Genomic DNA, 22,497 nt, shown 5'->3' with positions numbered 1-22,497 from the left:
CATGGGTGAATACGGTCCGTTTGGATTCACTCCCGAAGAGTTCGATCGCGTGATCCGCGACGCGGGCGAAGGACTGCGTGAGGCGTTCGAACGGATAGGCCGCTTTTTCACTGGTCCTGGCGACCGGGCCGGGTGGACGGCCTTTTTCGAAGAAATGGCGCGGCGCTCGCGTTCACAACCGGAGACCGCCGGTGAGGCCGGTGACGGGGTATGGGCGATCTATACCGTCGACGATAACGGCGGTGCCCATGTCGAAGAGGTCTACGCAACAGAACTGGATGCCTTACGCGCGAACAAGAACAACACCGATCCCAAACGCAAAGTCCGCTTTCTGCCATACGGTATCGCGGTGAGCGCCCTCGACGATCCAGAGGAGACGGCGGGGCCGACTTCGTAAGGCGATGACTGGAATCCAACGCACGTTCTCAGCAGTGCCATCGAGGGCTCCGAGGCGTAAGACATCCGCGCAGGCTTGTCTGGGCATGCGGAATTGTCCTGACATCTGACGCCGTCGGAAAACTCCTGCGGTCAAGCACCTCTTTTTGACGGATCGGCCTAGACCGAACGTCACCATTTGGAAACGGCGCGGTGCGCCACGCCGCGTATTTCACAGCAGCTGCTAACAATTAGTCGGTCGTCTAACGCGACCTCGATACGGCTATGCGGTTCTGCTGCGCCTTATTGATTGCGGAAATATCTGAGCGCGGGTAAAGGAGTGGACGTTGATGACGATCTTCGATCGATTCACCATCACCGTCATTAGCGCTGGCGTGTGCGGGGCCGCGATAGCGTTGATCCCGACCGCGGCGGCCAGCCCGCTGATGACGGGCGGCTACACATGCATGCAAGGTAAGGCGGGCGAAGCCGCACCGCCGGCAGCGGCGGGTGCACCGCCGGCAGCGGTGGGTGGACCACTGGCCGCGGGTGCACCGCCAGCAGCGGCGGGTGGACCACTGGCCGCGGGTGCACCACCGGCAGCGGCGGGTGGACCACTGGCCGCGGGCGGGTGTGTTCCTCCTGCGGCCAGTGCTCCTCTCGCTGGGATGGCCGGTAGTGCCGCGGGTGCACCGGTAGCGGCGGGTGCTCCCGCGGGTGCCCCGGTTCCGGCGGGTGTGCCGGCGGGGGCTCCGGTGCCCGCGGGTGCCCCGGCGGGGGCTCCGGTGCCGGCGGGTGTGCCGGCGGGGGCTCCGGTGCCGGCGGGTGTGCCGGCGGGGGCTCCGGTGCCGGCGGGTGTGCCGGCGGGGGCTCCGGTTCCGGCGGGTGTGCCGGCGGGGGCTCCGGTTCCGGCGGGTGCTCCGGTAGCGGCGGGTGTGCCGGCGGGGGCTCCGGTAGCGGCAGGTGCTCCGGTAGCGGCGGGTGCCCCGGTGCCGGCGGGTGCTCCGCTCATTGACATGGCTGGGAGCTATCGGGGTAAAGGTCAGCCAAGCGATCCGGTGCCGGCCAGTGGGCCTGTGCCCGGTCAGCCCATTCTGCCCGGGCCCCCGCAGGCAGCCGTTTCAGCTCCGGGCGCAAGCTAAGGCCGGTCCTCTGCCCGGATATGCGGGCTTGGTCCGGCAACGCGGCAGCTCTTATCGCCAGGATCATCCGGCATTGTCCTGCAGCGAGCTCGAGCAGAGGTGACGTACCTCCACCGGGATGGCAGCGAGGTCTGGGCCTTGTGAAGCCGCGGCGGCTGCCGCTGTTATTCCTGCACTATCACCGGGTCGCCAATATGAACCGCGTTGAAATACCACTCCGCGTCGGCAGGGCTCAGGCTGATGCAGCCGTGGCTGACATTTTCAACCCCCAGTGAATTAAGAGCCCATGGAGCTGAGTGCACATAGAGGCCGCGGCGGCTGATCCGGACGGCGTAATCCACCGGCACCCGATAACCCTCGGGGTCGGTGAGCGGGACGCCGACGCTGCTGGAATCCATCACCACGGAGCGTTCCTTAGACAGGACCGTGTAGGAGCCGACAGGGGTCGGGAAATGCGGCCGCCCCATAGAGGCCGGCATCACCCCCTCTTCACCCCAGTGAGGTCGGTGATGCGGTGCTGGTCGTGGAGGCGGCGGCCCGGCGCCTACCCCGTCGATACGCACGGTGAAGGTGTGATCCGAGATATCGGCAACGCCCACGACGGCGGGACCCGTCTTGAAATCCGTGGACAGGTTTCCCACCGAGAGCGCCACCGTGCTGTGCGCTGGCCAGAATCGGTCGGGTACCCACTGCACCGTGGTGTTGTCGAGCCACTCGAATGTGCCGCTCATCGCGGGCGCCGATTTGACTTCGAGGGCACGCTCGGCCGCGCGCCGGTTGGCGACGGGCACGCTGAACATCACCACCAGGGGGTGAGCAACACCTACGATCTCGCCCGGCGCCGGTAGAACGGATGCGATGGCGAACCTAGAGGACTGGTTCGCTGCGGCCAGGCTGACGCAGGCTGGCCCCGTCACCACAATCGCAGCGATCCCGATTATCGCCAGAACGCACCGAACAACCGCCCGCATGGCTCCGATCCCTGTCCTATGTCATTGCGATGGTAGAGCTGCTGTGAAGACCGAATGTGTAGGCACGCGTTAGTAATTCGGTCAAGTCTCTGTCACGTTTTGGCCACAGGCGGGCCAACCCGGCACCGTCGTCGCGCGCGGATCAGGCCGCTTTGATCAGGCGCCACGACGCCGGCCTGACGATGGGCCAGGACAAAACGCTGCAGCCGACTGGAGTGGAGTTGAATCGCGGTACGACACGCCCGTGACGGCCGCAGAGGACATGGAACGCTTTCACGCAGCATTCGGTGGTCAGCAGAGCAGAGCCGATGACGGGAATCGAACCCGCGTTCTCAGCTTGGGAAGCTGGTTACAGGCTCGAACGGGTGAACGAAAGAGCCTGGTAGACCGCCCGAATAGCTAAGGCGAATCACGGCTCTAGCAGCTATTTAGGTACGGCTAGCGCACAACTCCGGTTCAGCATCGGTACGGCTAAAGTTTGGTTGCGTCGTAGGTACAAGGTAGGTACCGGGAAGACACGCGGCGACACGCCGAGATGTGTCGGTGAGCGCCCATAGGCTGGCCGCATGCCTCTTCTTGATCCTCGCGACCGTGTAGGGAGATTTGTCCTACGCGCACGGAGGATGATGGCCCACTCACTCGTCCGCGAGCACGGACAGCTCCTGAACGACTTGGGCTCCGGCACTGTCAAGATGAATATCGTCGTGAACACAAAAACCGGCGAGACTGACCACAGCGTCCTTACGGAGCTCCCACCGGAGGAGGCGTTCGAGTCTTTCGCTGCGAGAGTGCGACCGTTCTTGATGAGCAAGGAGCCGGTGTACTGGGCGTTGGTGCTCGATGCGCTGGAAGCACTCCTGAGCGAGGAAACGCTAGCCGAGTTGGTTGATATCGAGGGTCTGCGCGCGCACTGGTCGAATGTCGTCGAGGGCTCACAAGTAGCGCACGCGTACTACGTGGTGACCGATAAGGGCAAGTTGACCGACATTCAGCTGGCAAATCTGTGGCTGAACTCGGATGCCTTGCACACGCAGATCATCCAGTCGGAAGTCGGCAAGTCTCTGAGTTTGAATCAGCGCTACCAGGCAGCCGCAAGCGTGTATGCCCGCATTGGCGCCTGTGCGAACAACACTCTCTACTTGATCAGCCACCTCGTGAATGAAGGCTTGCTTGAGCTTGACCCTTCCGTATTCACGGCACCGGTGACCGCAGACACACACGTTGAAATCCCAGGCAAAGTCAAGATTTACAGCGCGGAAGTCGGCGCTGAACTACCGGCGGATCTGTCCAATCTGGACCCCGAAGTCTGGAAGCCGATTCACGAAGACATCGAGCTGTTGACCGGCGCGGAAGACGCAGAAGAATCCTGACAGCCGATTAGGGTGCCGCTTACCGGCTAGCGTGGCCGTAGCCGCGTGCGCGGGGCACCGGCAGCTCGGCGGCACTGGTGCGCTGGGTGGCCAAGGCGGGCACCGGGTACACAAACCCACCCTGGCCACGACTCATGGGGCCACCGGGTCACCGGGGTAACCCCGTGCCTCATCGAGCGGCCCAGGGCGTATGCGTGGCCGTCCCACGCGCTCCGCGTTGCGTGGCGGGTCAACCCTTGGGCTGCGACCCCTGTAAACCCCGCCTTCACTCGGGGGCCGGCCATTGAGGTGCGGCGCGACCGGCCCCGGCCCCCATGAGAACTCGGTGCTTTGGTCGCCGGGGTGGTCGCGGTGGAGCCGCAGCGGATCACAGGCACCGCCAGACTGCCCATAGCTTGGCGCTGGGTCCGGTTCGGGGTAGGGGTTGTGGGTGTAATGGGGCATTACGTCTCCACCACCGGCGCGGTGTAGCTGGCATTCGTGGTGATCTGCGCGACGACCGCCGCGCCACGGTGCCGGGTGCCCGTGCCGAAGCCACGCACAAAGACTGAATCCACGAGCGGGTACGGCCCATGGCCAGGAATGTGCCTGAGCCCCTGGTATGCCGGGTTGACGTGCTGACGGACGCCAACAGGGTTGGCGTCGCTGTTCGGCCCGCCCGTGGCGGCGACGATCGCGTACCCCTGCGGCAGGTAGTAGGACTGAATCACCAAGGCGTTCTTGTAGCTGCCCCACACACGCAGGCCGTTATAGTCCGAATTCGGGATGGGGCCGTGGATGGTCTCGTTGCTGATCCACGCGGGCATCAGCGCACTCGGGATGAAGTCAAAGGCGGGCGCTTGACCCGGGCGAATCTCGATACCAGCTTTCCACGACGCGATCTGGCTTGCGTCGAAGTCGATGGGGTTGAGCAGCAGCACGAGTTGCGTGGCTGGGTGATAACCGTAGCCATGCTCATAGACGTGCTGGATCATGTTCTCAACGGGGTCGAGAGTCGTTGAGGACGTGGTGAGGTAGTGCGAGTGCGAGCCGTCCAATTTCTTGCCGAGAAACGGTGGCGGCACCATTCCGTCCGCATTCCACAACCCGTAGCAAGTGTGCTGCCATTCATTTAATACCGTTGCCGGATTGAGCAATCGGTTGAAGACCGTTCCTGTTGTCAGTATGTTGTCAGCCTCGTAGACGCGCTGCAGGTGGGCGGTGACTTGCTCGGCGGTCGCTTCGCGTAGGAACTTCCACGTGAAGCTCGTTCGCAGGTCCCAGTCCTTGAAGTTGTACCCAAGCTTCAGCACATCGCTCGGAGGCCGAATCGCTGCCAGCACACCAAATTCCGTTGCTTCCTCGAAGCTTGCACTAGTGATGCTTTGCGCGATGGCGTCGGCAACGTTGACGGTCTGGAAGGACAGGATGTCGGTGATGCTTTTGCGTTCGGCGTTCCACAGCGAATTGACCTCCCGTACCTGAGCCCAAATTTGGTTGAGGTCAACGCCGTCAGCGGTCATGTTGACGAGCGCGTCGCCGCGCGTCGCAACACCCTTAGTGTCACCGACCCCGGAACCGCCCCAAATGTGGAAGCGACTGTTGGTCAGTGTGTCCTGTGGCATGTCATTGGTCCTAAGCAGTTATTAGTGCGTTAGACGAGAGCGTATGCTGCGAAATGCGTTGTGGCGGTGCTTAACACACAACCGTGGCGAATCTCGGCTAGTCGGAGCGGCCTGGGGCTAATCGGAGTAAAGTCGAAGCTAGACAGGGAGGTTCACTTCTAATGGCGAAGACGCAACAAGCCCCACCAAGCGGCGTGAAGCTGTCGCGGTTGCTGACGGTGTGCGGCCGCAAGGACGCGCACGAGTGGCTCACGACCGTGCTCGGCGTGCCAGTCACCCTGAACTTTGTCCCCACCGCCGCGCCCAAGCGCCAGATACCAAGCCGCGAAGTCGGCGGGGCGCTGATGTTCTCGACACAAGACCTGTTCGATTGGGCAATGTCCCGAGCTGAGAGGGCATCATGAACAACATGGACCCCAACGCCAGCTGGGCCATCGACCGACTGGTGGCCAAGATGTTCAACTGGCGTGATGACACAGGCCTGAACGACTTGTTCCCCGGCGCGGTCCCCTGAGATGGACAAGATCGCCGCTGCCGCGCACCGTAGTATGCGCTTGGGGATAGCTGCGGGCGACATCGATTGCTTCGATAAGCACGGCCACGTCAGCGACATCAACGACTACGGCACCCCGGCGGTGTTCGTGCATATTGTTGGCACCAATGAGGTTCGTGTCGTACCCGCCGAACCCGCGTTGCTAGACGACTACGCAGAGGACTACCGGCGTACCTGGCACAAAACCGTGCGCACGGCGCGGGCTGACTTTTGCCAAATACGCAAGGCACCAACGTGCGGCGGTATCGGCGAACGCAACATGGAGTTCTGGCCATGGCGGAAGTGACTCGTTCTTGCTGCTTTTCATGGTGTGCCCCGCGTGCCGCGACCGGGCCATCGAAGCCGCAGAGGACGGATTGATGCTGATGCGCCGGGACGCCGAGGATGACCTGCCACCCGGTGGGGTGATTGACCCCGGTAGCCCGCTACCGCCGCTGCCGTAGGCGTGGCCGAGCTGGCCGATAGCGAAGTGCCGGGCGTTCCCCTGCGCCGAGTACTGGCCAGACCGAACAGACCGTTTTACACGGACACTTGCGATGTAAAGCGGCGAGTGTCGGCGTCGGTTCGGGTAAGGTACTAGGGGTGTAGGGCCGTCACCGGCCTGACCCTCCCCCCGGACGCGCTTCCTATATAAACCGGGGATTGGAAGCGGGCGCAAATCCAAAACCCTTTGATGTCTTTGGAGTGCGCCCGTGATCGATGATGAAAAGCCGACCATGACGGAGCAGGAACTCTGGGAATGGTTGCACTATGACGAGGGAATCCCGGTCAGCCGCCGTGCGATTAAGCACGCGGTTATAGACCGGAAGATCATCCCCACTCGTCTGGGGATCGGCAATTTTTTCAGCAAAACTGACGGCTGGAATTTCATCGCTGCACAGAAGCAGCCTGCTGCCAGTCGCTTTGTCGGCCCTAATGCGTGCCGCGCGAAATCTGCTGCAGGAACTCAGAAATGAGTTCACCCCCAACCCCACACCTGGCGGGCGGGCTGAGGGCGAACCGCGAGACCCAACTGCTCCAACAATCAAGGCCTGGCTTTTATGATACCGCCTGACGCACCCCGCCGCCGAAATCCGTTCGCGCTCTCGCAGGACACCGGCCTGCGTCTGCCCGACGTCACTGACATGAGCTTGTTGAACGCCGCTTTGGCCTACGCGGAGGCCGGATGGTACGTGCTGCCGACTGATCCCGACGACATCAAGAACCCCGGCAGTGTTGTTAGCGGACATTAGCAAAGTAAGTCCACCCGTGACCCCGACAAACTACGCCGATGGTGGAAAGTAAACCCCAATTACGGAATCGCCCTTCATTGCGGGCGATCCAGTGCGATTGTGTTTGATCTTGACCTAGACAGCATCGATGGCATCAGGGTCTATGGGCGTGACGACTTGGCCGACGCGATGCTCACGGCTACCGCGATCCAAGGCACCCGTCATGACGGTGACCGTGGGCATTACATGTTCGCGATGCCGCCCGACAGCGAATTCGGCAACGGCGCGGGCGCTTTCACAGCCTGCGGCGAAGTCAGGGGCAAGAACGGCGTCATCATCGCCGCGCCCACACCACACCCTGACGCCGAAACCAAAGGTGGCACCTACCGCCAGATCAGGGTCGGCCAAGTGGGACCGTTGCCGGAAGTGTTGCGAGAGTGCCTGACCGAGGCCGCTGGCCAAAACGACCCACTGACCGACGCGGAGTTGGAGGCATTCCTGGATGCACCCCCCGGCGGGTGTGGACGGGAGAACTGCCGGCACAACGTGAGCGGACCAGCCGACTGGTTCGACGCGCAGGTTGACGGTAATGCGTCCCGGCACGAGAAGATGACTGCCGCGCTACCGTGGGCGTTCTCGGAGGCGATGGCCGGCTGTTATCCGGCCCGCGAGGCATTCGGAACGCTGCACTCAACTTACGCAGCAAGATTCGACGCCGGAGCTGAGCACGAGCGCGTGGCTCAGCTTGGCGACGAGTACATGCGGATGGCGAAGTGGGCTGCGGCGCAGGCTGACCCCGACAGGGCGCACCGAAACGACGAGCTGTTGACTGACGCCGAGCTTGAGGCGTTCTGGTCGGCGCGGCCCGAATTGGAGCGACTGCGGACGTTCGCGCGGGCACGGTGTGTGGGGCCGTGGTCAACGCTGGGCGCTGTCCTGGCGCGTGTGATCGCGACAATCCCGCCCGAGGTTGTGCTGCCGCCAACGATTGGGTCGGAGGCGAGCTTGAATTTGTTCGTCGCCTTGGTGGCCCGTTCCGGCTTCGGCAAGAACACCTCTGAAGCGGCGGCTGAAGACTTTGTCGCGAGCGAGACATTTGTGTTCGTCGCCACGCCGAGTAGTGGCGAAGGCATCCTCAAGCAGTACGCCTGTGTGACAAAACCGAAAAATCAGGAGCCGCAGCAGATAAACCTGCGTAACGCGGTGATGTTCACGGGTAGGCGAGGTTGACACATTCGCGGCGCTCGCGGGCCGTGGCGGGTCGACACTGATGCCGGAGCTTCGCAAGGCCTGGATGGGCGAACGGCTTGGATTCGGCTGGGCGAACGCCGAGAAGGCCGTCGTGGTGGTGGGCCACCGCTACCGCATGACGATGGTGGTTGGTGTCCAGCCGGGGCGTGGTGGCGCACTCCTGCAGGATTCCGACGGCGGTACGCCGCAACGATTTATCTGGCTCCCGACGACCGACCCAGATGCACCGGACGAGCCGCCCGAAGAACCTGAGCCGCTGCGCCTACCCGCATGGCCGAGACCGGGTGATGAACAGGAGGCTACTGCCGACGACGACGGCCCGAAGCTGAAGTTTGGGCCACGCGATGAGTACAAGCTGGACATGCCCGCCGACAAGTCCGGGTTTCACGTGCTGGGGTTGCCGCCGAGCGTGGTTGAGACAGTGCGGCGAGAACAGAAGGCGAAGCTACGCGGCCAAGTCCCAGAGAACCAGGCGCTAGATGCACACGCGACCCTCGCGCGGCTGAAGGTGGCGGTGGGGCTGATGTGGATGAACGGCCGCACCGACAAAGTGACCGAAGAGGACTGGGACCTTGCCGGTGTCGTGATGAGTGTGTCGAACGCGTCGCGAACCGAGGTTCAAGCGGCGCTGAAAACCAAGGCGGGAGAGGCAAACAGAATGCGTGGGCGTGCAGATGCCGAACGCGAAGTTGTGAAGGCAGATGTCCTGCGGGAGAAGGCGATTACACGGGTAGCAGAGGGCATACGCCGAAAGCTGCGAAAGCAGAATGACCGGACGCTGAACGAAGTCAAGAAGTGCTTTAGCAACGACGACCGGCAGTATGTCGAACCGGCGCTGGAATTGTTGCAACAGGTCGGTGATGTCGAAGCCAAACAGATTGAGTACCAAGGCAACGAAGGATATCTGTTCCGCTTGAAGGAGGGCAGATGAACGGCAAGTGTCAGAGGGGAAGAGGGGGAGCGGTCTCCCCGCCTGCTGCGAATATTCTTGACTTAGGCCGACCTAAAAGACCAGGAAACCTGGATTTCTTCATCCGCGGGATATGCACGAGGCGCGAAATCTCGCGCGGCACAGGGGGAGATTCTCCCCGCCTCCCCCTCTGAACCACGCCCTGGCCGAGCAACACAGGAAACCGTCACTACCGATTGGAGATTGCAATTAACGTCTACACCCCGCCGATGCCACCGTACTGGCTTGCGGCCTATCTGACGCGCAGACCAAACCGGCCACCCCGTAACCCGATAATGCCGCCTTGGCCATGCGACCGAACAAGGCCGGGTGACCGATGAGCGAGCGACATAAGAATGCGAATAGAGAAAATGCACTGACGTATGAGCAGCGCCTCAACCATCCACGCCGCTGCGCCGCGCGACGGCAGCGCGATGGTAAACCGTGCGGCCGCTTTGCGATTCGCGGCGGGACGGTGTGCCGCCTCCATGGCGGGGCGACACGACATGTACAACGGAAAGCGCAGGAGGGCCTCGCCTTCGCGAAGGCAATCATGTTGGAGCGCGCGGTGCGCGGTATAGCACCTGACCCGAGCGTGTCGCCGGCCGATAAGCGGCTGGCGAAGGCCGTGGCCAAGCACGCGGGGAAGCCGCTACCGCGCCAGCGGCGGGCCACCCGGCCACCGGGGCCGCCGACGCAGCCCGCCGAACGGCCCCAGGAGCCTGGCGTAACGCGGCCTAGCGCACCCGTAGAGAGTGCGAAGCCCGCCGAGCAGCCCGCGTCGCTGCGCCGAGCGTTCCCAGAGCCTACGAAGCCGCCGAGCGCGGGCCTGATCACTGCCGAGGATGCCCTGGCCGATGTAGCGCGGGCTAGCCGGCGCGCGGGCGTAATTAGCCACAGACAGCGAAAGCACAGCTAAAGTGGCAACAGCGAGTGTGCTACCTGGCGTAGCGTTCGGGGCGTAAGGCGGAACCGGTCGTTTCCGCCCCGACGAGAGGAACCGAAGTGAGCAGATTCAAACCCGGCGACCGCGTACGCGTGGTGTCGGTGACCAACGAGGGCCGCGAGCCAATCACTGACGCGGCGCACCCCCGACGCACTCGACTGGACCGGAACGACGGTGATTGGCGCGGTGGGCGTTGTGACCAACGTGTTCGCGGACCGCCTGACGCGCAACAATATTCGCCTAGGCCAGCTGATGGAGGCCGTGGCTTTCCCGGACGCGGACCTGGAGCCAGAAGCATGAGCGCGGCACGAAATCCGCAAGGCCCGCTCATGTTCGGCTACTGCCGCGTCAGCACTGAGGAGCAGGCCGCCAGCGGCAACGGGCTGGAGGCTCAGCGCGCCGCCATCGACGCCGAGGCCGCACGGCGGGGTTGGGAGGTTGGGCACCACAGCGACGACGGCGTGACCGGCAAGATGATCGGCCCGTCGCTGCGAGAAGTGTTGCAACTTTTGGCAAGCGGGCAAGGCGACGGTCTTGTCGTGGCCAAGATGGACCGGCTTGCCCGGTCGATCATCAACGCCGTCAACATCATTGAAGCCGCCCAGGCGCAAGGTTGGTCGCTGGTGGTGCTGGATCTGGGGGTGGACCTTACGACCCCAGCGGGCGAAGCGATGGCCCACTTGATGGCGACCTTCGCTCAATTCGGGCGTCGGCTGATCTCCCAGCGGACCAAAGTGGCGTTGTCTGCGAAGCGGGCGCGCGGCGAGCGCATTGGCCGGCCCAGGCAGGCGCCACCTGGTGTCGTGCGGCGAATCGTAATGGACCGCCACACGGGCCTGAGCTTCGCCAAGATCGCGACCACCTTGGCGGCCGAAGGCATCTTGAGTCCTGCCGGCCTGCCCACCTGGCAGACCTCGACCGTGCGGCGCATCTACGCGAGTGCCACCGCCGCAACAGAAATGGACGCAAGCTGATGGCGTACGTGCAGAAGCGAAACACGAAGAGCGGCAGCGCCGCCTACATCGTGAAGTGGAAGGACCCAGACGGCAAGCATCAGACCAAGGGCGGCTTCCGCACGCGGAAGGCGGCGGAGGACTACGCAACGGAGACCGCCGACAAGATCAGGCGCGGGGTGTACTTCGATCCGAAGGCCGGGCGGATGTTGTTCCGAGACGCGGCGCAGCTGTGGTTGGCCTCCCGGCACGACCTGAAGCCCACCACGAAGGCCGGGCACGAAGCCGCCCTGGCCCCAGCTAGCACGCGCCGGGGCGACGGAAAGACGCTTGGGATTGACGCGACGTTCGGCGGTTACCCGCTGAACAAGATCACTCGCGACCAGATTTCAATGTGGGTGCAGAAGATGGTTGTGGCGGGCAAGAAGCCCAGCACGGTGCGGCACGCCTACTTCACGGTGCGGATGGTTCTCGCCCAGGCGGTCGCGGATGGCCGGCTGGCGAGCAATCCCGCTGATTACGTGAAGCTCCCGACTGAGCACGGCGACTCCGGCGTAGTGGATGACCCGGCGCAGTTCCTCACGGGGGCGCAAGTTTCGGCGCTTGTCGCCGCGACGCCTCGGCCATACAACGTGTTGGTGCACATTGCCCCGTGGAGTGGTCTCCGGGCGGCGGAGCTGGCCGGGCTACAGGTCGGTGATGTTGAGCTATCGAAGACGTCGCCGAACCTCAACGCACCCACGAAACCCGGCGTGCTTCGGGTCGAGCGAACGGCGCGGCTCGTCGGCACCACCATGACCTACCTCGCACCCAAGACCAAGGGCAGCCGCCGCAAGGTGCTGCTCACGGCGGTGACGACGGCGCTGTTGCGCGACTACCTCGCGGAGCACCCGCGCGCCGACGATTCAACCGCGCCGCTGTTCCCGGCGGTGACGCTGAAGATGCCGAAGCCGACCGGCGTGCGGGCGGTGGGTCCGGACGGGAAGCCCACGAGCAGGGAGCGCCGAGCTGTGGTGCAGCGGCAGGCTACCGCCTTGGCCGACCTATCGGTGGCCGAAGCGGAAGACCGCTTAGTGCTCGATTGGTCGGAGCCGCTCCAGCATGGCGGCTGGTACAAGGCGGTCTACCGCCCCGCGGTGCTGCGAGCCAACAGGCTTACGCCGACCGCTGGCCTGTCGCCGGAGCTGAAGTTCCACTCGCTCCGCCACACGTACGCGAGCCTGTGCGTCGCGGCGGGGATACCGGCGTTCGACGTCAGCCGGTTCATGGGGCATGCGAAGCCGACGACGACGATGGGCATCTACGCGCACCTGTTCGAGGACAACCACGCCGACGCTATGGCCGCGCTCGGGGCAATGGGGAGCCTCGCGGCGTCCGGCAACGTCATACCTCTGTGGTGTCGGTCGGGATCGTCAAGCTGAGCAGGTGACCGTGGTGGGCAGTGATGCTCCGGGTGCGGGGGCAATAGATGTGCTGTTGGCCAGCTGGTTCGCCACGGCAAACTCGGCCTGTCCCTCTAAGCTGGAATCCGTGGCTAGCTTGTTCGGCAAGAAGAAGGTGCGCGGCCTGGCGCAGAAGGTCGACACGAAGGACATCGCGTGGTGCATCGATCTGATCCAGACGTGGCTCGACGATTACCGCCGGGGATCGTTGAAGGGTGACAACGAGACTAGCCGGGAGCAGGCCTACAACCAAGACTTCTTCATCAAGATCCTCGGTTACCGGGAGAAGCCGCACGTCCCGTTCACCTTCACGCCGAAGGCCGCGACCACCGCCAAGGGCGGCCAGACGCCGGATGCCGTGCTGCGTTACGCGGAACCGGTCGCAGGGATCGACAACATCGCCGCCGTGGTTGAGCTGAAGGGTGCGGACGTCTCGCTCGACAAGCCACAGCAGAGCCAAGGCAACCTCAGCCCTGTGCAGCAGGGTTTCAAGTACAAGCCGCAGTTTGCGTCCTGCCCCTTCGTGGTGGTCAGCAACTTCTACGAGTTCCGGCTGTACAACGACAACCAGCTGGACTTCGAGCGCTGGACGCTCGACGACCTGATCGACCCCACGGACGACTACCTCAAGTTCAAGACCTGGTACGTGCTGATGAGGGCGGAGAGCATGGTCTCCCGCCAGGGGCCATCCGCTACGCAGGCCCTTCTGAGCGCGATCCGGCAGGAGCAGGAGGAGGTCGGCGAGCAGTTCTATGCGGAGTACAAGGACATCCGCATCGAGCTGCTGCAGGACATCTGGCGGAACAATCCTGCCACCCGCGACAAGTTCGATCTCGCCATCCGCAAGGCCCAGACGATCATCGACCGAGTGGTTTTCGCGTGCTTCGCCGAGGACATGGATCTGCTGCCCGACCAGATCGTTGCGACGGTCTTGAACCACGCCGAGAACCACAACCCGCTGGGCGAGCCGTTGTTCGAATTCTTCAAGCGATTGTTCCGGTCGATAGATAAGGGCAGTGCTGCGCTGGGCATCCCGGTCGGGTACAACGGCGGCCTATTCGCTGAGGACCCGTGGATCGACGCGCTGACAATCTCTGACCCGGTGATGCGGAAGCTGGCGGGTCTATCCCGTTACGACTTCCGTAACGAGCTGCGCGTCAACGTCCTTGGCCACATCTTCGAGCAGTCGATCACCAACTTGGAGGAGATCCGTCGGAAAGTCCGGGCGGAGAAGAACCCGCTTGGGCTCAAAAGTCGGCGGCGGCGCGAGGGCATCTACTACACACCCGATTACATCGTTCGGTTCATCGTCGACAACACCCTCGGTGCATATCTGCGGCTTCGCGAGGATGAGCTGAAGCGCAAGCACAAGCTCAATCTAATGAAGACCGAAGAGGGCTATGACAAGCGGCAGCGCCGCATGTACTCGGAGTACTTGGCCGTTCTCCAGGCCATCAAGGTCGTCGACATCGCTTGCGGCAGTGGTGCTTTCCTGGTGTACGTGTTCGATTACCTGCTGAAGGAAAACCTGCGCGTCAACGAGATTCTCGGCGGGACCCTGATGTCGTACGACGAGGTCGTGAGGAAGATACTCTCCGACAACATCTTTGGCGTCGACATTAATGAAGAATCGGTCGAGATCACCAAGCTCAGCCTTTGGCTGAAGACGGCGGAGAAAGGCAAGCCGCTTACCGCTCTGGACAACAATATCAAGTGTGGGAACTCGTTGGTCGACGACCCGGACCAGGGCGGGAGCAAGGCATTCAACTGGCGAGACAACTTCCCGGACATCATGGCATCGGGTGGCTTTGACGTCGTGATCGGTAATCCGCCGTACATCAATGCCCGCCTAATGACCCAGGACGAGCGCGCCCACCTAGTGGAGAAGTACCCGCAACTGGCCGGCTCGTACGACATCTATGTAGCGTTCTTGCTGCGCGGCATCCAGCTGCTGAAGCCCGAAGGGCGGTACGGCTGGATCATCCCCAACAAGTACCTGATCGCGGACTACGCGCGGCCAGCTCAGGAATTTATGTCCGGGTCGTCGCTTGAGTCGGTGGTAAACGTGTCGACGCTGTCGGTATTCAAGGGCGTTGGGGTGTACCCGATCATCTTGCTCGGCAACATGAACCGGTCGGAATCGGCGACGGTGGAGCGGTATAGCATCTCCGAGCCTGAGCACCTCGGCAACTTCACCCAATATCCCGACGAAGGCAACGGCCTCCGAAGGTTCAAGACCCTTGCCGACTTCGGTATCAAACTGAACGCGGGCACAACCGGTTTCGAGGCTCAGGTGGTGAAAGGTCTACTCAATGAGGCCGGGTCGGGCATCCCGTTCGCCGTCAGCGGCGGCGTGGACCCGTTTCAGATCGACACGACCCGCGTGCCGTACATGAAGTCGGTGTACAAGCACCCCTACATCACGTTGGGCTCGCCGGAAATCGCTGCGAGCAAGTACGCATTCTGGAAGGCGCCGAAGGTGGTCATTGCCGGCATGACCAAGCGGATCGAGGCGGTCTACGTCCCCGAACCGCTGGCCCTAGGTGTTGGGGCGTACGGCATATACGACTTCGGCGGGATCGACCCGGAAGCCTTGACCGCGGTCCTGAACAGTGCCTTCATGAGCTACTACCTCCGGACGGAGTTCGCCGACAAGCACCTGGCCGGCGGATATCTGGCGATCAACAAGTCCAACATCGAGCAGTTGCCGATGGTGCGCATCTCGCGGAAGGACCAAGCCGATCTTGCTGACCTGGCTCATAGCGTTGCGAAGTCGCTTGCGAACCTGCGGGAGCGCAGCGAGCACGTTCTGACGGTGATGAAGTCGGAATATGGCGGGCAGAACTGGAACGCCAGGAAGCTGAAGACCTGGTGGCGGCTCGACTTCGATGAGTTCCTCGCGGCCGCCAGGCTCCGGTTGTCGCTCACTCAGAAAGATGAGCTGCTGACGTATTTCAACAAGACCGCTGCCGAATGTGCGGCTTTCGAAAACCAGGCCGTCGCCGCTCAGAGGGAAATCGACGAGATCGTTTACCGGCTTTATCGGATCACCGACGAGGAGCGCGCATTGATCGAGGCGATCGAAGTGGCCGAGGAGCCGCTGGATAGCCTGCTGGACGACTAACCGCACATCGTTTGGCGAGCTGGCGGGTGTTTTTCGTGTCAGGGTGCCCTTGAGCCCAGGTCGTACCCAGCTGTGGCGGTAGGTATCGGGTAGGTACCGCCGCCGGTCGCCGAAGCAGCGCGCCACCACGTCGGCGCTGCTCAGATGTGGAGCCGATGACGGGAATCGAACCCGCGTTCTCAGCTTGGGAAGCTGATGTTCTGCCATTGAACTACATCGGCGCGGTCGTTTCCGAAGGCTAGCATCTCAGGCAGCACCGTTCATCACCCTCATGGGACGGACCCAGCAGATAGGCTCAACGGGTGCTGCTCTCTGACCGGGATTTGAGGGCCGAAATCGCTGCCGGGCGGCTCGGCATTGATCCCTTCGACGACGCCTTGGTGCAACCATCCAGCGTGGACGTGCGCCTCGACAGCCTGTTTCGGGTGTTCAACAACACGCGGTACACGCACATCGACCCCGCACAGCGGCAAGATGAGCTGACCAGCGTGGTGGAACCGGTTGATGGTGAGCCGTTTGTGCTGCATCCCGGTGAATTCGTGCTCGGTTCGACGCTGGAACTGTTCACCTTGCCCGAGGACCTGGCCGGACGACTGGAAGGCAAGTCGTCGCTGGGACGGCTGGGCTTGTTGACGCACTCGACCGCAGGTTTCATCGATCCCGGTTTCAGCGGCCACATCACGCTGGAGCTGTCCAATGTGGCCAATCTGCCGATCACGCTGTGGCCGGGAATGAAGATCGGCCAGCTTTGCATCCTGCGGTTGACCAGCCCGGCTGAGCATCCTTACGGAAGTGCCCGGGCGGGCTCGAAATACCAGGGACAACGCGGGCCGACGCCGTCGCGTTACTACCAAAACTTCATCGACTTCTCCCGGTCCGCTTCGTACCGCGAGAAATGACAACGGTCTAGGAACGGTTTGTTCGGTCGGGGCAGATTTCGGGGCCGACGTGGGGGCAGACCCGGCGGGTATTCCGGGGTCGCGCGTGCCGGGACGGCGGGTACAGCCGCGGCGGCTCCCACCGGCGTCCTCGGCTGAAACAGCCGGGCAGTATCACCGCATCGGCAGGTAAGGTCGAAGTACCAGGATCAGCGGGACGGTGCGCTGCCTCCGCGAATTGCGGGTGGGGAGCAAACTCCTTGGAGGGGTAGTGGAAACCGTACTTGGTGTGTCGATGGCACCAACGATGGTCCGCATGGTGCTGGTGGAGGGCCGAAACGCCGACGGTCCCACCATCGACCAAGACAACATCGACATCACAAGTGACGGCGAGATACCGGTCGGCACCGCCCCGCAACGTGTTATCGCAGCGATTCTGGGCACCCGGGAAGGCGCTGCCGAGGGCGGCTACCAGCTGGCGTCAACCGGGGTGACGTGGATCGACCCCGCCGATGCGGCCGTGCTGCGCGAGGAACTGGGCGCACGCAAGATCGAGAACGTCATGTTGGTGTCGGCCTTCCTGGCCGCCGCCGCGCTGGCGCACGCCGTCGGCAGCGCAACCGATTACGATCGCACCGCGCTGTTGTTCATCGAACCCGACACCGCGACCCTGGCGGTTGTCAACACCGCTGACGGCTCGGTCTCTGATGTGTGCCGGCGATCTCTTCCCGACGATGACGACGAGGCCGTCGCAGAGCTCGCCGACATGGTCGAAGATGCCGAGCGGATAGAACCAGCCCCAGGGGGAATCTTCGTCGTCGGTGCCGATGTGGATGTGGCGATGATCAAACCGGCATTGCAGGAAGCCACATCGCTGCCGGTGAGTGTCCCGGAGGAGCCCGAGACCGCGCTGGCGCGGGGGGCAGCGCTGGCGTCGGCAAATGCGCCGTTATTTGCCTCGTCGACAGCGGCACTGGCCTACGCTCAGGATCCGGGCACCGGCGAAGTGAGTCCCTTTCTGCTTGCCGGATACCTCGCCGTGCCTGGGGGAGCTGCGGCGCCGGAGGACGGGGATCTCGCATATAGCGCTCTCCCCGACGGGGACGCCGACATCTTTACCGCCGAGGGTCCCGACGCCTACGGCCCGGTCGCCGGGGAGGAAGACTTTACAACGGGGATGTACCCCGACTTCGCGGCGGAACCCGGCGAGCCATCGGCCCGCACACCGTTCCTGACCGCGATGGGTGTGTTGACGATCTTTGTCGTGGGTGTGGTGGCATTGGTGCTGTCGCTGGCAATCACGATTCGGCCGCACATCGATCAGAAGCCCAGCCTGAGCCAAAACGTTGTCACGCCCGCTCAACCGGCAGCACCGCCACCGCTCCCTAAAGCTCAGGTGCCCGCGCCACCCGCCCCTGCACCAGCACCTGCGCACGTGCCCGCACCCGTCGCCGCACCGCGGCCGGCACCGGCTGTGGCGCCGGCGTTGCCGCCTCCGCCGGCTGTTCCGCCGCCGCCTCCGGCGCTGCCGCTGCCTGCTCCGGCCTTGCCGTTGCCTGCTCCGGCCTTGCCGCCGCCACCGATTCCGCCGCTGCTCCCGCAGATATTTGCTCCTCCCCCACCGGGGCCGCCGGTCGCCCCGTGGGGCGGCGATCACGGCGGTGGGGGCTGGGGCCATGGCCGCGGCCGCGGCGGGTTCGGCGGCCCGATGATCCCACTGCCCGTCCCAGGGTTTCATCTCCGCTTCTAGCCCGGCGACACCGTCAGCGCCCGGGCAGGGCCGCCAGGAGCCAAGGGGTTGTGACGGGGGCGCCGTTGGTGTATCGGACGACCTCAGTCACAACCCGTGCATTCCGGGCAGGTAGTCGCGACATGTCTGCACGCGCACCAGCCGAGTGGGCCAGCGTCGGTGGCCGACGACCCGGCGCCGGCGCGGATTGCTCGTTACAGCCGGTGCGCGCCGGATTCAGTCCCGCGGAGCTGGCCTCCCCGCCGCATCCAGGTTCCGCTACCCATTTCACGGGTAATCCCGGTAACGGGTTTTAGTTCGCTGGCAACCAACCGTTACCAGCCGTTCGCCTGCCGCTTAGTGGTGTGACGCTGTTAGCTCATCGCGACAGGCTAGACAGGGCAGTATGCGATGCACCGTCTTCGGTACGGGCTACTTGGGTGCTACTCACGCCGTGGGTATGGCGGAACTAGGGCACGAGGTGGTGGGAGTCGACACTGATCCCGGCAAAGTTGCCAAGCTGGCCGGAGGCGACATTCCGTTTTACGAACCCGGTCTGCGCAAGCTGTTAACGGATAACCTCAGCAGGGGTCGGTTGCGGTTCACCACCGATTACGACCTGGCGGCCGGGTTTGCCGACGTGCATTTCCTGGGGGTCGGCACTCCTCAGAAGAAAGGCGAATACAGCGCCGATTTGCGCTATGTTCACGCCGTCATCGACACGCTGGTGCCGCGGTTGACCCGATCCGCTGTCCTCGTCGGCAAGTCCACTGTCCCCGTCGGCACCGCAGCAGAGCTGGGCCAGCGAGCTCGCGTGTTGGCGCCGCCGGGAATCGACATCGAAGTGGCTTGGAATCCCGAGTTTCTGCGAGAAGGCTTCGCGGTACACGACACCCTGCACCCCGAGCGTATTGTGCTTGGTGTACAACCTGATTCGATTTTAGCCGTGTCGGCGATCCGCGAGTTGTACGGACCGCTGCTGCAGGCGGGGGTGCCCTTCTTGGTCACTGACCTGCAGACCGCGGAGCTGGTGAAGGTTTCCGCCAATGCATTTCTGGCGACCAAGATTTCGTTCATCAACGCGATCTCGGAGGTGTGCGAGGCGGCCGGCGCGGATGTCACGGTCTTGGCCGACGCGCTCGGATACGACTCCCGGATCGGGCGCCAATGCCTCAACGCGGGTTTGGGTTTCGGCGGTGGCTGTTTGCCCAAAGACATCCGTGCGTTCATGGCGCGCGCGGGTGAGCTGGGAGCCGATCAGGCGCTGACGTTTTTGCGTGAAGTCGACAATATCAATATGCGCCGTCGCACCCGGATGGTGGAGTTGACCACGACCGCGTGCGGTGGGTCGTTGCTGGGCGCCAACATCGCTGTGCTGGGTGCAGCGTTCAAGCCCGAATCCGATGACGTGCGCGATTCACCAGCGCTCAATGTGGCAGGCCAGTTGCAGCTCAACGGAGCTACCGTCAACGTCTTCGACCCGAAGGCCTTGGAGAACGCCCAGCGACTGTTTCCCACCCTCAACTATGCGGTGTCTGTCGCGGAGGCTTGCGAGCGGGCGGACGCTGTGCTGGTGCTTACCGAATGGCAAGAGTTCATCGACCTCGACCCCGACGAGCTTGCTGACCAGGTCCGGGCCCGAGTCATTGTGGATGGGCGCAACTGCCTGGACATCACCCGTTGGCAGCGGGCGGGTTGGCGGGTGTTTTGCCTCGGCCGCGGCCGGGCGACGATGCCTGCGGCGTAGCCGCGGGAGGAGGAGCCGGCCAGGTGGGGGTTGCCGGGCGACGATGCCTGCGGCGTAGCCGCGGGAGGAGGAGCCGGCCAGGTGGGGGTTGCCGGGCGACGATGCCTGCGGCGTAGCCGCGGGAGGAGGAGCCGGCCAGGTGGGGGTTGCCGGGCGACGATGCCTGCGGCGTAGCCGCGGGAGAAGCCGCGTAGCCTAACGGCGTGGACTACGCGGCAGCATTTCTCGACCAGAACCACGCGTTCTGCGATGTCATCCGCAGTGGTGAGCCCGCTACACCGGTGCCGACCTGTCCCGGCTGGACCTTCAGGGAGTTGTTGCGCCATGTCGGTCGGGGGGACCGGTGGGCCGCACAGATCATCCGCGACCGTGCCGACCACTTCCTCGATCCGCGCACTGTCGAGGGCGGCACACCGCCTCCGGATGCCGGCGAGGCAATTTCCTGGCTGCACAGCGGCGCGCAGGAGCTGATCGATGCTGTCGAGCTAGTGGGTGTGGAGACACCGGTGTGGACGTTCCTCGGGCCGCGGCCAGCTTATTGGTGGATCCGCCGCCGGCTACACGAGGCAACCGTGCACCGCGCCGACGCGGCGCTCGCCTTAGGCGTCGACTACGCGCTGGCACCCGAGCTGGCTGCCGACGGTATTAGCGAATGGCTTGAGCGGGTGGCGAGCCAGGCCGGAAGCGAGGGGGCACCGCTGCCACTGCGGGACGGCAGCACCATCCACTTGCACGCCACCGACCCAGGGCTAGGTGCCGCGGGTGAATGGACGATCGGCGCCGGCGGCGGACGGATCGTCTGGTCCCACGACCATGGCAAGGGCACAGCGGCACTGCGCGGTAGCGCCACCGAGCTGCTGCTGGCGCTCTCGCGCCGAATCCCGGTCACTGAAACTGCTATCACCGTCTTCGGCGATACCACGGTCTGGCAGAACTGGCTGGACCACACCCCTTTTTAACCGCGCCGCACACGGTACCTTGCTGATCATGACCACATCGGAGATCGCCACCGTCTTGGCCTGGCATGACGCCCTCAACGCAGTCGATCTCGATACCCTGGTCGCGCTGTCCAGCGACGACATCGAGTTCGGTGACTCCCACGGAGCCGGGCAGGGTCACGATTCGCTGCGCAGGTGGGCCACCGCGAGAAAGACGACGGTCGAGCCGGGACGGCTGTACGTGCGCGGCGGCGTCGTCGTTGTCGAACAGAAGATCACCGGTCCCCAAGGCGCGAGCACGACGGCCGCGTCGGCGTTCCGGGTGGTTCACGATCAGGTGACGTCAGTGTTCCGGCATGAGAACCTGGCGTCGGCGCTGGCTGCCACCGAACTCACCGAAGCGGACCGCGTCGACTGAGGGGACGCGCATGCGCGGGATCATTTTAGCCGGCGGTTCGGGTACGCGGCTGTATCCGATCACAATGGGCGTCAGCAAGCAGTTGCTGCCGGTCTACGACAAACCGATGATCTACTATCCGCTGTCCACGCTGATGATGGCTGGCATCCGCGACATTCTGGTGATTACCACCCCACATGACGCACCTGCCTTTCACCGACTCCTCGGCGGCGGAGCACAGTTCGGCATCAATATCAGCTACGCTGTCCAGGACCATCCCGACGGTCTAGCAAAGGCATTCGTCATCGGGGCCGACCACATCGGTACCGATTCCGTCGCACTCGTTTTGGGAGACAACATCTTCTATGGACCTGGTCTGGGAACGAGCTTGCAACGCTTCCAAAATATAAGCGGCGGAGCAATTTTTGCATACTGGGTGGCTAATCCCTCTGCGTACGGCGTTGTCGAATTCAGCGCCGACGGCGTAGCGCTGTCTATCGAAGAAAAGCCAGCCACTCCCAAGTCGCAGTACGCGGTGCCGGGCCTGTACTTCTACGACAACGACGTTGTCGAAATCGCCCGCCACTTAACGAAATCAGTACGCGGTGAGTACGAAATCACCGATATCAACCGGACCTACCTTAACCAGGGCCGGCTGTCTGTCGAGGTGCTGGCGCGTGGAACCGCGTGGCTGGACACCGGCACATTCGACTCACTGCTGGATGCCGCCGACTACGTCCGCACCCTGGAACTGCGGCAAGGCTTGAAGATCAGCGTGCCCGAAGAAGTGGCGTGGCGAATGGGATTGATCGACGACGAGCAGCTGACCCAGCGGGCGCACGCACTGCTCAAGTCCGGCTACGGCAACTACCTGCTGAAACTGTTGGAGCGAAACTGATCGCGGCGTAACCCGATTC

Annotated in this window: 19 protein-coding genes, 1 tRNA gene and 1 pseudogene; 18 read left to right on the top strand and 3 right to left on the bottom strand. The window is 63.6% G+C overall.

What is annotated here, in order from left to right:
* The first annotated feature begins 1 nt into the window (after position 1).
* Together G6N08_RS04660 and G6N08_RS20560 are read left to right on the top strand one after the other, a co-directional pair.
* Positions 2–397 carry an Rv0313 family protein gene (locus tag G6N08_RS04660; RefSeq protein WP_163754846.1) on the top strand — a complete coding sequence of 132 codons (396 nt, stop codon included), beginning with the start codon at positions 2–4 and terminating at the stop codon, positions 395–397.
* Between the two features lie 328 nt (positions 398–725).
* Entirely contained in the window at positions 726–1,517 is a 792-nt protein-coding gene (locus G6N08_RS20560) for a beta-xylosidase (RefSeq protein ID WP_246216605.1), read from the top strand.
* Positions 1,518–1,681: 164 nt separating this feature from the next.
* Here G6N08_RS20560 and G6N08_RS04655 read toward each other — a convergent pair whose 3' ends face one another.
* Positions 1,682–2,488: a L,D-transpeptidase gene (locus G6N08_RS04655; RefSeq protein ID WP_163754844.1), complete on the bottom strand. Its 807-nt coding sequence runs from the start codon at positions 2,486–2,488 to the stop codon at positions 1,682–1,684.
* Positions 2,489–3,180: 692 nt separating this feature from the next.
* Here G6N08_RS04655 and G6N08_RS04650 point away from each other — a divergent pair.
* Positions 3,181–3,858, top strand: a complete 678-nt coding sequence (locus G6N08_RS04650; RefSeq protein ID WP_246216604.1) for a hypothetical protein — start codon at positions 3,181–3,183, stop codon at positions 3,856–3,858.
* A 443-nt stretch (positions 3,859–4,301) separates the two neighbouring features.
* On the opposite strand, the gene G6N08_RS04645 is transcribed toward G6N08_RS04650, so the two are convergent.
* Complete coding sequence (locus tag G6N08_RS04645; RefSeq protein WP_163754839.1) at positions 4,302–5,462, bottom strand: hypothetical protein; 1,161 nt, start codon at positions 5,460–5,462, stop codon at positions 4,302–4,304.
* A gap of 161 nt (positions 5,463–5,623) precedes the next feature.
* Between G6N08_RS04645 and G6N08_RS04640 the strand changes: the two genes are divergently transcribed.
* The 9 genes and pseudogenes from G6N08_RS04640 (at position 5,624) to G6N08_RS04600 (ending at position 15,891) form a co-directional block, all read left to right on the top strand.
* Complete coding sequence (locus G6N08_RS04640; protein ID WP_163754837.1) at positions 5,624–5,866, top strand: hypothetical protein; 243 nt, start codon at positions 5,624–5,626, stop codon at positions 5,864–5,866.
* A gap of 111 nt (positions 5,867–5,977) precedes the next feature.
* Positions 5,978–6,301, top strand: a complete 324-nt coding sequence (locus G6N08_RS04635; RefSeq protein WP_163754835.1) for a hypothetical protein — start codon at positions 5,978–5,980, stop codon at positions 6,299–6,301.
* A gap of 406 nt (positions 6,302–6,707) precedes the next feature.
* A complete protein-coding gene (locus G6N08_RS04630) occupies positions 6,708–6,971 on the top strand; it encodes a hypothetical protein (protein WP_246216603.1) in 264 nt (87 codons plus the stop codon).
* Positions 6,972–7,055: 84 nt separating this feature from the next.
* Complete coding sequence (locus tag G6N08_RS04625) at positions 7,056–7,247, top strand: hypothetical protein (protein ID WP_163754833.1); 192 nt, start codon at positions 7,056–7,058, stop codon at positions 7,245–7,247.
* 15 nt (positions 7,248–7,262) lie between these two features.
* Positions 7,263–8,456: pseudogene (locus G6N08_RS04620) on the top strand (bifunctional DNA primase/polymerase); the annotation flags it as partial.
* Between the two features lie 40 nt (positions 8,457–8,496).
* Complete coding sequence (locus tag G6N08_RS04615) at positions 8,497–9,408, top strand: hypothetical protein (protein WP_163754831.1); 912 nt, start codon at positions 8,497–8,499, stop codon at positions 9,406–9,408.
* A 1,260-nt stretch (positions 9,409–10,668) separates the two neighbouring features.
* The gene (locus G6N08_RS04610; RefSeq protein WP_246216602.1) at positions 10,669–11,346 is read left to right on the top strand and encodes a recombinase family protein; all 678 of its coding nucleotides are present in this window, start codon (positions 10,669–10,671) and stop codon (positions 11,344–11,346) included.
* On the top strand, positions 11,346–12,746 hold the full coding sequence (locus G6N08_RS04605; protein ID WP_163754828.1) for a site-specific integrase: 1,401 nt from the start codon (positions 11,346–11,348) through the stop codon (positions 12,744–12,746). Before G6N08_RS04610 ends, G6N08_RS04605 begins: the two co-directional genes overlap by 1 nt.
* Before the next feature lie 4 nt (positions 12,747–12,750).
* Positions 12,751–15,891 carry an Eco57I restriction-modification methylase domain-containing protein gene (locus tag G6N08_RS04600; protein ID WP_163754826.1) on the top strand — a complete coding sequence of 1,047 codons (3,141 nt, stop codon included), beginning with the start codon at positions 12,751–12,753 and terminating at the stop codon, positions 15,889–15,891.
* A gap of 147 nt (positions 15,892–16,038) precedes the next feature.
* Here the strand turns inward: G6N08_RS04600 and G6N08_RS04595 are convergent.
* Positions 16,039–16,112, bottom strand: a tRNA-Gly gene (locus G6N08_RS04595).
* An 81-nt stretch (positions 16,113–16,193) separates the two neighbouring features.
* Here G6N08_RS04595 and dcd point away from each other — a divergent pair.
* From dcd to rfbA, 6 genes are all read left to right on the top strand, one after another.
* Positions 16,194–16,790: a dCTP deaminase gene (gene dcd / locus G6N08_RS04590; RefSeq protein ID WP_163754825.1), complete on the top strand. Its 597-nt coding sequence runs from the start codon at positions 16,194–16,196 to the stop codon at positions 16,788–16,790.
* A 199-nt stretch (positions 16,791–16,989) separates the two neighbouring features.
* On the top strand, positions 16,990–18,519 hold the full coding sequence (locus tag G6N08_RS04585) for a DUF7159 family protein (RefSeq protein WP_443093832.1): 1,530 nt from the start codon (positions 16,990–16,992) through the stop codon (positions 18,517–18,519).
* A 385-nt stretch (positions 18,520–18,904) separates the two neighbouring features.
* Complete coding sequence (locus G6N08_RS04580; protein ID WP_163754823.1) at positions 18,905–20,245, top strand: UDP-glucose dehydrogenase family protein; 1,341 nt, start codon at positions 18,905–18,907, stop codon at positions 20,243–20,245.
* A gap of 203 nt (positions 20,246–20,448) precedes the next feature.
* Entirely contained in the window at positions 20,449–21,204 is a 756-nt protein-coding gene (locus G6N08_RS04575) for a maleylpyruvate isomerase family mycothiol-dependent enzyme (protein WP_163754821.1), read from the top strand.
* Between the two features lie 28 nt (positions 21,205–21,232).
* Positions 21,233–21,601, top strand: coding sequence for a nuclear transport factor 2 family protein (locus tag G6N08_RS04570; protein ID WP_163754819.1), 369 nt, complete (start codon positions 21,233–21,235; stop codon positions 21,599–21,601).
* A gap of 10 nt (positions 21,602–21,611) precedes the next feature.
* Positions 21,612–22,478 (top strand): glucose-1-phosphate thymidylyltransferase RfbA, encoded by an 867-nt coding sequence (rfbA, locus tag G6N08_RS04565; protein ID WP_163754817.1) that lies wholly within the window; start codon positions 21,612–21,614, stop codon positions 22,476–22,478.
* Positions 22,479–22,497: the final 19 nt, after the last annotated feature.

The sequence above is a fragment of the Mycobacterium botniense genome (assembly GCF_010723305.1).
GTDB classification, from domain to species: Bacteria; Actinomycetota; Actinomycetes; order Mycobacteriales; family Mycobacteriaceae; genus Mycobacterium; species Mycobacterium botniense.
The sequence above is the reverse complement of the archived record's forward strand: the minus strand, read 5'-3'. Positions and strand labels throughout refer to the sequence as shown.

Excerpts from the sequence above, each read along its gene's own strand:
- G6N08_RS04660 (WP_163754846.1), top strand. The coding sequence starts at position 2 with ATGGGTGAATACGGTCCGTTTGGATTCACTCCCGAAGAGTTCGATCGC.
- G6N08_RS04635 (WP_163754835.1), top strand. The coding sequence starts at position 5,978 with ATGGACAAGATCGCCGCTGCCGCGCACCGTAGTATGCGCTTGGGGATA.
- G6N08_RS20560 (WP_246216605.1), top strand. The coding sequence starts at position 726 with ATGACGATCTTCGATCGATTCACCATCACCGTCATTAGCGCTGGCGTG.
- rfbA (WP_163754817.1), top strand. The coding sequence starts at position 21,612 with ATGCGCGGGATCATTTTAGCCGGCGGTTCGGGTACGCGGCTGTATCCG.
- G6N08_RS04605 (WP_163754828.1), top strand. The coding sequence starts at position 11,346 with ATGGCGTACGTGCAGAAGCGAAACACGAAGAGCGGCAGCGCCGCCTAC.
- G6N08_RS04610 (WP_246216602.1), top strand. The coding sequence starts at position 10,669 with ATGAGCGCGGCACGAAATCCGCAAGGCCCGCTCATGTTCGGCTACTGC.
- G6N08_RS04580 (WP_163754823.1), top strand. The coding sequence starts at position 18,905 with ATGCGATGCACCGTCTTCGGTACGGGCTACTTGGGTGCTACTCACGCC.
- G6N08_RS04650 (WP_246216604.1), top strand. The coding sequence starts at position 3,181 with ATGAATATCGTCGTGAACACAAAAACCGGCGAGACTGACCACAGCGTC.
- G6N08_RS04645 (WP_163754839.1), bottom strand. The coding sequence starts at position 5,462 with ATGCCACAGGACACACTGACCAACAGTCGCTTCCACATTTGGGGCGGT.
- G6N08_RS04655 (WP_163754844.1), bottom strand. The coding sequence starts at position 2,488 with ATGCGGGCGGTTGTTCGGTGCGTTCTGGCGATAATCGGGATCGCTGCG.
- G6N08_RS04625 (WP_163754833.1), top strand. The coding sequence starts at position 7,056 with ATGATACCGCCTGACGCACCCCGCCGCCGAAATCCGTTCGCGCTCTCG.
- G6N08_RS04570 (WP_163754819.1), top strand. The coding sequence starts at position 21,233 with ATGACCACATCGGAGATCGCCACCGTCTTGGCCTGGCATGACGCCCTC.
- G6N08_RS04615 (WP_163754831.1), top strand. The coding sequence starts at position 8,497 with ATGCCGGAGCTTCGCAAGGCCTGGATGGGCGAACGGCTTGGATTCGGC.
- G6N08_RS04640 (WP_163754837.1), top strand. The coding sequence starts at position 5,624 with ATGGCGAAGACGCAACAAGCCCCACCAAGCGGCGTGAAGCTGTCGCGG.